This window comes from Modestobacter italicus (genome assembly GCF_000306785.1).
GTDB lineage: Bacteria > Actinomycetota > Actinomycetes > Mycobacteriales > Geodermatophilaceae > Modestobacter > Modestobacter italicus.
Genome location: NC_017955.1, coordinates 587095 through 600657, shown reverse-complemented (window position 1 = coordinate 600657; position 13563 = coordinate 587095). Strand labels below are relative to the sequence as shown.

Sequence of the window (13563 nt, the reverse complement as noted above, 5' to 3'; positions counted from 1 at the left end):
CCGTCGGTTACAGTTGTCGACGCACCTCGGGGTGTGGCGCAGCTTGGTAGCGCGCGTCGTTCGGGACGACGAGGCCGCAGGTTCAAATCCTGTCACCCCGACCCACCACTCAGGGACCGCCACCGGCGGTCCCTGAGTCGTTTGTGCTCTCGGGCACCGCTCGTTTCCCCGGCCCGTGCCGCGGGCACCTCAGCGGGGATGACCGAGTGGCTGCTCCTCCTGGCGGCCGTGCTGTTGACCGCGTTCACCGGGTTCTTCGTCGCGGCCGAGTTCTCCTTCACCTCCGTCGACCGCGGTCAGGCCGAGCGGGCCGCCGCCGAGGGCGACAAGGGCGCCGAGGGGGTCGTCCGCGCGCTCCGGGGGCTGTCCACCGAGCTCTCCGCGGCCCAGCTGGGCATCACGCTCACCACGCTGGTGGTCGGCTTCCTCGCCGAACCCGCGCTGGGCGGGCTGATCGAGCCGGTGCTCGGCGCGATCGGGCTGCCCGAGGGCGCCACGGCACCGGTCGCCGTCGCCCTGGGCATCGCGCTGGCCACCTTCCTGCAGATGATCCTGGGCGAGCTCGGCCCCAAGAACCTCGCCATCGCCCGGCCGCTGCGCACCGCCTCCGTGGTCGCGCCGGGCATGCGCGCGTTCACCCTGGTCACCGGCCCGGTCGTGCACGCCCTACAGGCGCTGGCCAACGGGATCGTCCGCCGGCTCGGCTTCGAGCCCAAGGAGGAGCTGGACGACACCCGGGACGCCGAGGGCCTGGCCGCCGTGGCCCGCCGCTCGGCCGAGGAGGGCGACCTGTCCCCCGTCGCCGCCCGGCTGCTCAGCCGCTCGCTGGGGCTGCGGGAGAAGTTCGCCACCGACGTGATGACCCCGCGCACCCGGCTGTGGACGCTGAGCTCGGAGGCGACCGCCGCCGACGTCATCGACGCCGCCATCCGGTCGGGCAACTCGCGCTTCCCGGTCTACGGCTCCGACCTCGACGAGGTCACCGGCGTGGTGCACGTCAAGCACGCGGTCTCGGTCCCCGAGGAGGAGCGGCTGCAGCGCACCGCGGGCGAGCTGGCCGAGCCGGTGCTCGCCGTCCCGTCGTCGCTGCACCTGGACCCGCTGCTGGACCTGCTGCGCGAGCAGGGCCTGCAGCTGGCCCTCGTGGTCGACGAGTGGGGCGCCACCCACGGCATCGTGACCCTGGAGGACATCGTCGAGGAGCTGGTCGGCGAGATCACCGACGAGACCGACCGGCCGCTGCGCCAGCTGCGCCGCGACGGCGAGGACTGGGTCCTCTCCGGCCTGCTGCGCCCCGACGAGGTCCGCGAGCGCACCGGCATCCCGGTCCCCGAGGGCCGCTACGAGACCGTCGCGGGCTTCGTGCTGGAACGGCTGGCGCACCTGCCCGAGGAGGGCGAGTCGGTCGAGGTGGAGGGCTGGCGGCTGACCGTCGCCGGGGTCGAGGGCCGCCGGGTGTCCCGGCTGCGGGCCGCGCCGCAGCAGGCCGAGCCCGACCCTGCCGACGACGAGCCGGCGGACGTCGCCCCTCCGGCCGGCGCGACCGCCGTCCGGTTCGAGCGCGAGGTGGCGCCGGCATGAGCGATGCGCTGAGCCTGCTGGTCCTGATCGCGCTGCTGCTCGGCAACGCGTTCTTCGTCGCCGCCGAGTTCGCGCTGGTCTCCGCCCGCGCCGACCAGATCGAGCCGCGCGCCGCGGCCGGGTCGGTCCGCGCGCAGAAGACGCTGGCCGCGATGCGGAACGTCTCGCAGATGATGGCCGGCGCGCAGCTGGGCATCACGCTGTGCTCGCTGGGCCTGGGCGCGGTCGGCGAACCGGCCGTGGCGCACCTGATCAAGGCACCGCTGGAGGCCGTCGGCGCGCCGGAGGGCCTGCTGCACCCGGTCTCGCTGGTGATCGCGCTGTCGATCGTGACCGTGCTGCACATGGTGCTCGGCGAGATGGTGCCCAAGAACATCACCATCGCCGGGCCGGACCGCGCGGCGATCGTGCTCGGCCCGCCGCTGGCGTTCCTGGTCCGGCTGCTCAAGCCGTTCATCTGGTTCTTCAACGTCGTCGCCAACGGCTTCGTCCGGCTGTTCGGGGTCACCCCGACCGACGAGATCACCGCCAGCTTCGACCACGACGAGATCCAGTCGATGATCGCCCAGTCCCGGCGCGAGGGGCTGCTCGGCAACGAGGTCAGCGAGCTGGCCACCGGCGCGCTGAGCTTCGAGCAGCACGACGTCAGCTCCGTGCTGCTCTCCCCCGACTCGCTGGTCACCGTGCCGCGCCGCTCCACGCCGCGCGACCTGGAGGGCGTCGTCGCCGAGCACGGGTACAGCCGCTACCCGATGCGCCTCGACGACGGCTCGCTCGCCGGCTACGTCCACGTCAAGGACGTGCTGGGCACCGGGCCGACGTCCCGCGACAAGCCCGTGCCCGACCAGGCGGTCAAGGACTTCGTCGAGCTCACCGCGGCCGAGCCGCTGCCGGAGGTGCTGCAGGAGATGCGCCGGTCCGGTTCGCACCTGGGCCTGGTCCGGGACGGCGACCGGGTGCTCGGCCTGGTGGCGCTGGAGGACGTGCTGGAGCAGCTGATCGGCGACGTGCGGAGCGCCGACGTCACCGGGCCGGTGCCCGGTGCGCAGGCCGGGGCAGGCGCTGGAGGACGATGAGCGGGTGACCGCCGAGCCCGTGCCGACCGACGTCCCCGTGCTCCCTCCCGAGGTGACCGCCCGCTGGCAGGCCCGCTTCCGGGCGCCCCGGGTGAGCCTGCCGGACTGGGCGGAGGACGCCCCGCAGCGCAGCCTCTACTCCTCCGACGTCAGCGGCGTGGTCGAGCAGTACGCCTGGGACCGGGACACCGGCACGCACCGGCAGGTCACCGACCGGCCCAACGGCACGCTGGGCGCCACGCTGAGCCCCGACGGCGAGACGATCTGGTGGTTCGCCGACACCGACGGCGACGAGTTCGGCGTCTGGATGACCCAGCCCTTCGCCGGCGGCCCGGACACCGTGGCGCTGCCGGACGTCGGCCCCGCCTACCCCGCGGGGCTGGAGATCGGCTCCCGGGTCGTGCTGGCCGGCCGGTCCACCGACGACGGCAGCGAGCTCTGGGTGGTCCCGGCCGGTGGCACGCCCATGAAGTTCTACGCCAGCCCGGACACGGCCTCGGTCGACGCGCTCTCCCGGGACGAGTCACTGCTGGTGTTCTCCCACTCCGAGCACGGCGACCCGCGCTACCCCGCCCTGCGGGTGCTGCGCACCGACGGGCTCGAGCTGGTCGCGGACAAGTGGGACGGCGAGGGCCGCGGCCTGCACGCGCTGTCCTTCTCCCCCGTCGCCGGGGACCAGCGGCTGCTGGTCGGCCACGAGCGGCGCGGCCGCGAGGAGCTGCTCATCTGGGACGTCGCCGCCGACACCGAGTCCGAGCTGCTGCTGGACCTGCCCGGCGACGTGAGCGCCGGCTGGTACCCCGACGGCTCCGCGCTGCTGGTCGGCCACGACCACGCCGCCCGCAGCGAGCTGTACCGCTACGACCTGGCCTCCGGGGCCCTCGTCCAGCTGGACACCCCGCGCGGCGTCGTCCGCGGCGCGACCGCCCGCCCCGACGGCACCGTGGAGCTGGCCTGGTCCAACGCCGAGACCCCGCCGGTGATCCGCCGGGCCGACGGCCCGGTCGTGCTGGCCGCGCCGGGCGAGGCGCCGCCGACCGCCTACCCGGTGGAGGACCGCTGGGTCCCCGGTCCGGGCGGCACCGTGCACGCCCTGCTCGTCCGCCCGGCCGGGGAGGGGCCGCACGCCACCGCGTTCCTGGTGCACGGTGGGCCGGAGGCGCAGGACGACGACTCCTACCGCGCCCGCCGGGCCGCCTACGTCGACGCCGGGTACGCGGTCGTGCACGTCAACTACCGCGGGTCCACCGGGTACGGCAGCGAGTGGCGGGACGCGCTGACCGGCCGCCCGGGGCTCACCGAGCTCGAGGACGTCGCCGCGGTCTACGACGCGCTGGTCGCCGAGGGCGTCGTCGACCCGGCGCGGGCCGTCCTGTCCGGCGGCTCGTGGGGCGGGTTCCTCACCCTGCTCGGCCTGGGCACCCAACCCGAGCGCTGGGCGGCCGGGATCGCCGAGGTGCCGGTGGCGGACTACATCGCCGCGTACGAGGACGAGATGGAGGGCCTGCGGGCCTACGACCGGGCGCTGTTCGGCGGCTCACCGGAGGAGGTGCGCGACGTCTACGTGCGCTCCTCGCCGCTGACCTACGTCGACGCGGTGGCCGCCCCGGTGCTCGTCGTCGCCGGCGCCAACGACCCGCGCTGCCCGATCCGGCAGATCGACAACTACCTGGCCGCGCTCGACGAGCGGGGCAAGCCGCACGAGGTCTACCGCTTCGACGCCGGCCACGGATCGCTCGTCATCGAGGAGACCATCCGCCAGGTCGAGGTCGCCCTGAGCTTCGTCCTCAGGCACGTCGAGCCGTAGGAGAGCCGGCCACCTACGTGCACGGACCGCGGCACTGCAGCGCCAGCTGCCGGTGACCGTCCGGCGCGGGGCCGGAGGCTCCCGCCGGACGGTCACCCCGTGCCGCGGTCGCACCGACGGGAGGACGGAGTCCTCCCCGAGGTGCGACAGGAAGCGGCTCAGCGCCCCCGGGGCACGGCTCCTGGCCGCGGTGTGACCCGAAGGGTCACCGTGACCCAGCGATCAACTCAGCGATCTGGACGGTGTTGAGGGCGGCGCCCTTGCGGAGGTTGTCGTTGGAGACGAACAGCGCGAGGCCGTTCTCGCCGTCCTGCCGGATCCGGCCGACGTAGGAGGGGTCCTTGCCCGCCGCCTGGAGCGGGGTCGGGACGTCGACCAGCTGCACGCCGGGCGCGGTGGACAGCAGCTCGGTCGCCCGCTCGACCGACAGCGGGCGGTCGAACTCGACGTTCAGCGACAGCGAGTGGCCGGTGAAGACCGGAACGCGGACGCAGGTGCCGGAGACCCGCAGGTCGGGGATGCCGAGGATCTTGCGGCTCTCGTTGCGGAGCTTCTGCTCCTCGTCGGTCTCGAAGGAGCCGTCGTCGACGACCGAGCCCGCCATCGGCAGCACGTTGAACGCGATCGGTGCGACGTAGACCTCCGGCGCCGGGAAGGCGACCGCGGACCCGTCGTAGGCCAGCTCGTCGGCCTTCTCGACGACGGCGAGCGCCTGCCCGTGCAGCTCGCGGACGCCGGCGACCCCGGAGCCGGAGACCGCCTGGTAGGTGCTGGCGACGATCCGCACCAGCCCGGCCTCGTCGTGCAGCGGCTTGAGCACCGGCATCGCGGCCATCGTGGTGCAGTTCGGGTTGGCGATGATCCGGCCCTCGGCGGCCAGCGCGATGTCCCCGGGGTTGACCTCGCTGCAGACCAGCGGGATCGCCGGGTCCCGGCGGAACGCGGAGCTGTTGTCGATCACCGTGACCCCGGCGGCGGCGAACCGCGGTGCCTGCGCCCGCGAGGTGCTGGCGCCCGCGGAGAACAGCGCGACGTCCAGCCCGGTCGGGTCGGCCGTGGCGGCGTCCTCGACCACGATCTCGCCGTCCCCCCAGGGCAGCGTGCTGCCGGCTGAGCGGGCCGAGGCGAAGAAGCGGATCGAGGCCAGCGGGAAGTCCCGCCCGGCCAGGATCGAGCGCATGGCGACGCCGACCTGACCGGTCGCGCCGACGATCCCCAGGTGCAGCGGCCGGCTCATCGTCCCGTCCCTCCGTAGACCACGGCCTCGACCTCGGAGCCCAGGTCGAAGGCGTCGTGCACCGCGCGGACGGCGACGTCGACGTCGGTGTCCCGGCACGTCACGGAGATGCGGATCTCCGAGGTGCTGATGAGCTCCAGGTTCACCCCGGCGTCGGCCAGCGCGCCGAAGAACTTCGCCGAGACCCCGGGGTGCGAGCGCATCCCGGCGCCGACCAGCGAGACCTTGCCGATGTGCTGGTCGAAGCGCAGGTCGCTGTAGCCGACGGTGTGCTTGACCGCCTCCAGCGCGGCCAGCGCGGTCGGCCCGTCGCTGACCGGCAGCGTGAAGGAGATGTCGGCGAGCTTGCTGCCCTCGGCCGACACGTTCTGCACGATCATGTCGATGTTGATCTCGGCGTCGGCCAGGACGCGGAAGATCTGCGCGGCCTCGCCCGGCCGGTCCGGGACGCCGTAGACGGTGATCTTGCCCTCGCTCCGGTCGTGCGCGACGCCGGTGATGATGGCCTGTTCCACGGTGAGGTCCTCCATCGAGCCGGTCACGATCGTGCCGGGGAGCTGTGAGTAGGAGCTGCGGACGTGCACCGGGATGCCGTACCGGCGGGCGTACTCGACGCAGCGGAGCATGAGCACCTTCGCCCCGGAGGCCGCGAGCTCCAGCATCTCCTCGTAGGTGATGGTCTCGAGCCGCTTGGCGTTCGGGACGATCCGCGGGTCGGCGGTGAAGACGCCGTCCACGTCGGTGTAGATCTCGCAGACGTCGGCCTGCAGCGCGGCGGCGACGGCGACGGCGGTGGTGTCCGAGCCGCCGCGGCCCAGCGTCGTCACGTCCTTGGTGTCCTGGCTGACGCCCTGGAACCCGGCGACGATGACGATCGACCCCTCGTCGAGCGCGTCGCGCAGCCGGCCCGGGGTGACGTCGATGATCCGCGCCTTGCCGTGGCTGGAGGTGGTGATCACCCCGGCCTGGGAGCCGGTGAACGACCGCGCCTCGTAACCGTGCGTGGAGATCGCGATCGCCAGCAGCGCCATCGAGATCCGCTCACCGGCGGTGAGCAGCATGTCCAGCTCGCGGCCGGGCGGGTCGGCGGTGATCTGGCTCGCCTGGTCCAGCAGCTCGTCGGTCGTGTCGCCCATCGCGGAGACGACGACGACCACGTCGTCGCCGTTCTTCTTCGCCTCGACGATGCGCTCGGCCACGCGCTTGACGCGCTCGGCGTTCGCGACGGAGGAGCCGCCGTACTTCTGCACCACCAGGGCCACGGGCCCAGGCTACCGACGGTGCCGCGCAGCCGGGGGTTGCGGGGCCGGTTCGTCACGGGATGTGATCACCGGATGGACGACGCCGAGCACTGGCTGCTCACCGCCGACGAGCGCGGGAACCGTGCTTCCGGCCTCCCTGCCTGGACGTCGGGCAACCGCGTCGAGGCGCTCGTCGACGGTGCCACCTACTTCGACCGGCTCGTCAGCGCGGTGGAGGAGCTGGGCGTCGGCGACCACCTGATGTTCACCGACTGGCGCGGCGACCCCGACGAGCGGATGCGCGAGGACGGCCCCACCGTCGGCGAGCTGTTCGGCTCGGCGGCCCGCCGGGGGGTCTGCGTGTTCGGGCTGGTGTGGCGATCGCACTGGGACGGACTCAGCTTCTCCAAGGAGGAGAACGCCGCCCTCGACGAGGCGGTCGAGGACGGCGGCGGAGTCGTGGTGCTCGACCAGCGGGTGCGCCGGCTGGGCAGCCACCACCAGAAGATCGTCGTCCTGCGGCACCCCGACGACCCCGACCGGGACGTCGCCTTCGCCGGCGGGATCGACCTGTGCCACGCCCGCCGCGACACCTACGAGCACCGCGGCGACCCCCAGCCGCAGTCGATGGCGGAGGTCTACGGGCCGCGTCCGCCCTGGCACGACGTGCAGCTGCAGCTGCGCGGCCCGGTCGTCGGCGTGCTCGACACGGTGTTCCGCCAGCGCTGGGAGGACCCGCACGGCCCGGACACCGACCACCCGCTGGCCTGGGTGCACGACAAGCTGTCCAGCTCGCGGATGAACGCCGTCCCGCTGCCCGAGCAGCCCCCGCCTCCCCCGGAGTGCGGGCCGCACCTGGTGCAGACGCTGCGCACCTACCCGGCGATCAAGCCCGCGTACCCGTTCGCCCCGCACGGCGAGCGGTCGGTGGCCCGCGGCTACAGCAAGGCGATCAACCAGGCCCGCCGGCTGGTCTACCTGGAGGACCAGTACCTGTGGTCGACCGAGGTCGCCCACCTGTTCGCCGAGGCGCTGCGCGCCCACCCCCGCCTGCACCTGGTCGTCGTGGTGCCCCGGGTCCCCGACCAGGACGGCGCGATCGCCGAGCGCCCGCAGTACGTGGGCCGGCACCAGGCGATCGAGACCTGCCGGGCGGCCGGCCCCGGCCGGGTGCACGTCTTCGACCTGGAGAACGACGAGGGGACGCCGGTCTACGTGCACGCCAAGGTGTGCGTCGTCGACGACGTCTGGGTCAGCGTCGGCAGCGACAACTTCAACCGCCGGTCCTGGACCCACGACAGCGAACTGTCCAGCGGCGTGCTGGACACCACCCGCGACGCGCGCGAACCGCGCGACCCGGCCGGGACGGGCTACGGCGCGCGGGTCCTGGCCCGCGACCTGCGCCTGCGGTTGGCCCGCGAGCACCTCGGCCGCGCCGTGGACGGTGGCGGGGACGGCCGCGCGGACGACGACCTGCTCGACCCGGAGGACTTCGTCGCCACCCTGGCGCGGTCGGCCACCGCCCTGCAGGAGTGGTACGACGGCGGCCGCGTCGGCCCGCGCCCGGCGGGGCGACTGCGTCCGCACCGGCCCGAGAAGCTGTCCCGGCTGACCCGGATCTGGGCGACCCCGATCTACCGGCTGGTCAACGACCCCGACGGCCGCCCGCTCCGCCTCCGCCGCGCCAAGGAGTTCTGACCCGGACCGCACCCGGCTCGCCGCTGCGAGCGCCAGGCCGGGAGGTGCTCTGCCGGCAGTCGAGCTCTGCCCCCACCTGGGGGCAGAGCTCGACTGTCCGAGGACCACCGTGGCGGCTGTGCACAACCGACAGCTCCCTCCACAGACCGCCCGTGACCGGGCTCGACGGGCGCTCCGGCCGTCAGGCTGGGCACGTGGACGCGTTCCCGCTCGCCGGCGTCCTCCGACGCATCCGCCGGCTCACCGACTGCTCGCAGCGTGAACTGGCCGAGCGCATCGGGATCTCGAAGACGGCGGTGGCAGCTGCCGAGCACGGCACCCGGGACCTCGCCGTCTCCGTCCTGGTCCGGGCCGCGGCCACCGCGGGCTGCCGGCTGGCGGTGCTCGGCCCGTCGGGCCTCGAGCTCGGCCCGATGAGCGGGGACACCGTCCGGGACGGCGCCGACCGGCTGATGCCCGCCCATCTCGACACCCGGCACGGGGACGACGACTGGTGGGGCGGCCCGCACCGCCCCGGGCTGGTCAACCCGCGCTACACGTTCGACCGCGACCGCTCGCTGCGCGACCGGCGGCGCGGGGTCGACCTCCCGGCCGATCACCACCGACCGGAGGACGGCGACTCCCTCGCCGAGCGCGCCGCCGCGCGGCGGGCTGAGGCGGTCCGACGGGAGGCCGCCCGCCGGCTGGAGCGGCACCAGGCCTGGCGGGCGGCCGGCTCCCCGCCCTCCGCGGACTGGGAGGTCGACTGCACCTGCCCGGCCGGGTGCGAGTACGACGAGGAGCGCAACCCGGACCGGCTGCACGCCCCGGACTGCGCCTGCGGCTGCGATGTCGACTGACGCGCTGCTACCGTTCCCGTGTGCGCGGCAGCCTCCTGCTTATCAGCCGCGGCGAGGGCCTCTCCTAGGTCGGCCCCCTCGCCGCGGTGATCGCGCGTCCCCGGGCGCCAGCTGACCGCATCCCGGAGCTGTCCGCAGCCCGCAAGAGGAGCCACGATGCCCGAGTCCCACCCGCACGCCCGCAACCCGCAGCGCCCCTCGGCCATGCCGATCGGCAAGTACGCGCCGTTCACGCCCGTACCCCTGCCCGACCGCACCTGGCCGGAGAAGACCACGACGGTCGCGCCCCGCTGGTGCGCGGTCGACCTGCGTGACGGCAACCAGGCCCTGATCGACCCGATGACCCCCGAGCGCAAGCGGCGGATGTTCGAGCTGCTCGTCCGGATGGGCTACAAGGAGATCGAGGTCGGCTTCCCCGCCGCCAGCCAGACCGACTACGACTTCATCCGCCAGCTCGTCGAGGAGGACCTGGTCCCCGACGACGTCACCGTCCAGGTGCTGACCCAGGCCCGGGACGAGCTGATCGAGCGCACCTTCGAGTCCCTGCGCGGCGCCAGGCAGGCGATCGTGCACCTGTACAACTCGACGTCCACGCTGCAGCGCCGGGTCGTGTTCGGCCAGGACCGGGCCGGGATCACCGACATCGCCGTCCACGGTGCGCAGCTGGTGCGCAAGCTGGCCGAGCAGATGGGCGACACCGACATCCGGTTCGAGTACTCCCCGGAGTCCTTCACCGGCACCGAGCTGGACTACGCGGTCGAGGTCTGCAACGCCGTCACCGACGTGTGGGAGCCGACCGTCGACCGGCCGACGATCCTGAACCTGCCGGCCACGGTGGAGATGGCCGAGCCCACCGTCTACGCCGACCAGATCGAGTGGATGCACCGCAACCTCGCCCGCCGCGACGCGGTCGTGCTGAGCCTGCACCCGCACAACGACCGGGGCACCGCCGTCGCCGCCGCCGAGCTGGGCCACCGCGCCGGCGCCGACCGGATCGAGGGCTGCCTGTTCGGCAACGGCGAGCGCACCGGCAACGTCGACCTGGTCACCCTGGGGCTCAACCTGTTCAGCCAGGGCATCGACCCGCAGATCGACTTCTCCGACATCGACGAGATCCGGCGCACCGTCGAGTACTGCAACCAGCTGGGCGTGCACGAGCGGCACCCCTACGGCGGCGACCTGGTCTACACCGCCTTCTCCGGCTCCCACCAGGACGCGATCAACAAGGGCTTCGCGGCGATGAAGGCCGACGCCGAGGCCGCCGGGAAGACCGTCGACGAGATCCCGTGGGCGGTCCCCTACCTGCCGATCGACCCCAAGGACGTCGGCCGCAGCTACGAGGCCGTGATCCGGGTGAACAGCCAGTCCGGCAAGGGCGGCGTCGCCTACATCATGAAGACCGAGAACCAGCTGGACCTGCCCCGCCGGCTGCAGATCGAGTTCAGCGCCGTCGTCCAGCGGCACACCGAGGACGAGGGCGGCGAGGTCACCGCCCAGCAGATGTGGGCGGCGTTCACCAACGAGTACCTGCCCGACCCGGCCGCGGCCTGGGGCCGGTTCGCGCTGACCGGCCACGAGCACAACGCCTCCGGCAGCGGCCGGGACGAGCTCCGGGTCGAGCTGGTCGACCACGGCGTGCCGGTGACCGTCACCGGGCACGGCAACGGTCCGATCGCCGCGTTCGTCGACGCGCTGCGCAGCGTGGACGTCGACGTCCGCGTGCTCGACTACGCCGAGCACGCGCTCTCCGCCGGGGGCGACGCGCGCGCCGCCTCCTACGTCGAGTGCGCCGTCGGCGAGCGGGTGCTGTGGGGCGTCGGCATCGACGAGAACATCCTGACCGCGTCGCTGCGCGCCATCGTCTCCGCGGTCAACCGCGCCGAGCGCTGATCATCGCCGGGGGCGGAGCTGGATCTCCGCCCCCGGCGGTGGCCCCGGTGCAGGGGCCCGCGGCGAGCCTGCGAGCCGTGGGGGGCACCGGGGTCCTTCATCAACCTTCGGCGACCTCGGCGGCCGTCAGCCAGTCCAGCTCGACCTGCTCCTTCTCCGCCTGCACCGCCCGCAGCCGGGCGTCGAGCTCGGCCGCCTTCGCGTAGTCGGCGGCCGCCTCGGCCAGCTCGCCGTGCAGCGCCTTCTCGTCGGCGTCCAGCTTGAGCATCCGGCGCTCCAGCCGGGCGGCGTCCTTGCGGGCGGCGCGCACGTCGGCCGCGCTGCGGGACGGTGACGCGGTCTGGCTGCCCGGGGAGGCCACCGACCCGGCCGAGGGCAGCGCCGCCTCGCCCGCCGCACGCCGGGCCAGGTACTCCTCGACCCCGCCGGGCAGCGCCGCGACCGTGCCGTCGCCCATGAGCGCGACCACCGAGTCGCAGACCCGGTCGACGAAGTACCGGTCGTGGCTGACCACCAGCACCGTGCCCGGGAAGCTGTCCAGCAGGTCCTCGAGCGCGGTGAGCGTGTCGATGTCCAGGTCGTTGGTGGGCTCGTCGAGCAGCAGCACGTTCGGCTCGGCCATCAGCAGCCGGAGCAGTTGGAGCCGGCGGCGCTCACCACCGGAGAGGTCGCCGACCGGGGTCCACTGCCGGTTGGCGGCGAACCCGAACCGCTCGGCCAGCGTGGACGCCGAGATCTCCTGGTTGCCGATCTTGGCGATCCGGGCGACGTCCTGCACGGCCTCCAGCACCCGGGAGCGCGGCGGCAGCTCCGTGACGTGCTGGGACAGGTAGGCGGGCGCGACCGTCTGGCCCACGACGACCTCGCCGGCGTCCGGCTGCACCTCACCGACCAGCAGCTTGAGCAGCGAGGTCTTCCCCGCGCCGTTCACGCCCACGATGCCGATCCGGTCACCGGGACCGACGTGCCAGGTGAGGTGGTCGAACAGCGTGCGCGCCTCGGCACCCCGCGGGTCGGCCGGGCCGCCCGGGTCGTCGTCGACGTCCCCGCGGCCGCGGACGGTGTACGTGACGTCCTCGACGTCGTAGACGGTCTTCCCCAGCCGCCGGGCGGCGAAGCCGGCCAGCGCCATCGTGTCCCGGGCGGGCGGCTCGTCGGCGATGAGCGCCTGGGCCGCCTCGATCCGGAACTTCGGCTTGCTGGTCCGGGCCGGCGGGCCGCGCCGCAGCCAGGCCAGCTCCTTGCGCACCAGGTTCAGCCGCCGCTCCTCGGTCACCGAGGCGATCCGGGCGCGCTCCGCGCGGGCCAGCGTGTAGGCGGAGTAGCCGCCCTCGTAGGCGTGCACGCTCCCGTCGGCGACCTCCCACGTGGTGGTCGACACCTCGTCGAGGAACCAGCGGTCGTGGGTGACCACCACCAGCCCGCCGGCGCGGGCCTTGACGTACTCGGCCAGCCAGGCGACGCCCTCGACGTCGAGGTGGTTGGTCGGCTCGTCGAGCACCAGCAGGTCCAGCGGCCGGATCAACTGGGCGGCGAGGGCGACCCGGCGCCGCTCACCGCCGGACATCGGCGCGACCGGGGAGTCCAGCCCGAGCCGGTCGAGCTCCAGCCCGGTCAGCACCGACCGGACGGCGGCGTCACCGGCCCACTCGTGCTCGGCGGCGAACCGGGAGGCGGGCAGGACGACGTCGCGCACCGTCGTGCCCGGCGGCAGGGTGCCGGTCTGGTCGAGGACGCCCATGGCCAGGTCGCCGCGGCGGGTGACCCGGCCGGAGTCGGGCTCCTGGGTCCCGGTCAGCACCCCGAGCAGCGTGGACTTGCCGCCGCCGTTGCGGCCGACGACGCCGATCCGCTCCCCGGCCGCGACGCCCAGGGAGACGTCGTCGAGGATGACGGTCGTCCCGTGGGCCTTGTGCACCCGCTCCAGGTTGACCAGGTTCAGCGGTGCGCTCATCGGGGCGGTCCAGCGGTCATCCCGGCCATTCTCCCCCATGCCGCCGCGCGTCCCGGCAGCGCCCCGGGCACCCCACGCGCACCGGGCGACCCACTCGCCCCAGGAGTGGCGGACGATCTCGTTTCGGTGACCGACACGCCGCGGGTCGCGAACCTGCAGGTCACAGGCAAGGGCCAACATCTGCGGCGAATCCCGCCGATGGACGGCGGAAGACGACATGAGGTCACGAGATGACGCGCA

The 13563-nt window shown here is 73.8% G+C and carries 9 protein-coding genes and 1 tRNA gene; 7 read left to right on the top strand and 3 right to left on the bottom strand.

What is annotated here, in order from left to right:
- Positions 1 to 27: 27 nt before the first annotated feature.
- The 4 genes from MODMU_RS02860 (at position 28) to MODMU_RS02845 (ending at position 4464) form a co-directional block, all read left to right on the top strand.
- Positions 28 to 101, top strand: a tRNA-Pro gene (locus MODMU_RS02860).
- Positions 102 to 198: 97 nt separating this feature from the next.
- A complete protein-coding gene (locus tag MODMU_RS02855; RefSeq protein ID WP_014738657.1) occupies positions 199 to 1581 on the top strand; it encodes a hemolysin family protein in 1383 nt (460 codons plus the stop codon).
- Positions 1578 to 2657 (top strand): hemolysin family protein, encoded by a 1080-nt coding sequence (locus tag MODMU_RS02850; protein WP_014738656.1) that lies wholly within the window; start codon positions 1578 to 1580, stop codon positions 2655 to 2657. The genes MODMU_RS02855 and MODMU_RS02850 overlap by 4 nt, the downstream gene beginning before the upstream one ends.
- Positions 2658 to 2661: 4 nt before the next feature.
- A complete protein-coding gene (locus MODMU_RS02845; RefSeq protein ID WP_041795823.1) occupies positions 2662 to 4464 on the top strand; it encodes a S9 family peptidase in 1803 nt (600 codons plus the stop codon).
- 205 nt (positions 4465 to 4669) lie between these two features.
- On the opposite strand, the gene MODMU_RS02840 is transcribed toward MODMU_RS02845, so the two are convergent.
- Both MODMU_RS02840 and MODMU_RS02835 read right to left on the bottom strand, forming a co-directional pair.
- Entirely contained in the window at positions 4670 to 5701 is a 1032-nt protein-coding gene (locus MODMU_RS02840) for an aspartate-semialdehyde dehydrogenase (protein ID WP_014738654.1), read from the bottom strand.
- Positions 5698 to 6963, bottom strand: a complete 1266-nt coding sequence (locus tag MODMU_RS02835; RefSeq protein ID WP_014738653.1) for an aspartate kinase — start codon at positions 6961 to 6963, stop codon at positions 5698 to 5700. Before MODMU_RS02835 ends, MODMU_RS02840 begins: the two co-directional genes overlap by 4 nt.
- A 72-nt stretch (positions 6964 to 7035) precedes the next feature.
- Between MODMU_RS02835 and MODMU_RS02830 the strand changes: the two genes are divergently transcribed.
- From MODMU_RS02830 to leuA, 3 genes are all read left to right on the top strand, one after another.
- Positions 7036 to 8640, top strand: a complete 1605-nt coding sequence (locus tag MODMU_RS02830) for a phospholipase D family protein (RefSeq protein WP_014738652.1) — start codon at positions 7036 to 7038, stop codon at positions 8638 to 8640.
- Between the two features lie 194 nt (positions 8641 to 8834).
- A complete protein-coding gene (locus MODMU_RS28300) occupies positions 8835 to 9479 on the top strand; it encodes a helix-turn-helix domain-containing protein (RefSeq protein ID WP_014738651.1) in 645 nt (214 codons plus the stop codon).
- A 156-nt stretch (positions 9480 to 9635) separates the two neighbouring features.
- Positions 9636 to 11369, top strand: coding sequence for a 2-isopropylmalate synthase (leuA, locus tag MODMU_RS02820; protein WP_014738650.1), 1734 nt, complete (start codon positions 9636 to 9638; stop codon positions 11367 to 11369).
- Positions 11370 to 11469: 100 nt separating this feature from the next.
- On the opposite strand, the gene MODMU_RS02815 is transcribed toward leuA, so the two are convergent.
- Entirely contained in the window at positions 11470 to 13323 is a 1854-nt protein-coding gene (locus MODMU_RS02815; protein ID WP_014738649.1) for an ABC-F family ATP-binding cassette domain-containing protein, read from the bottom strand.
- Between the last annotated feature and the right edge of the window lie 240 nt (positions 13324 to 13563).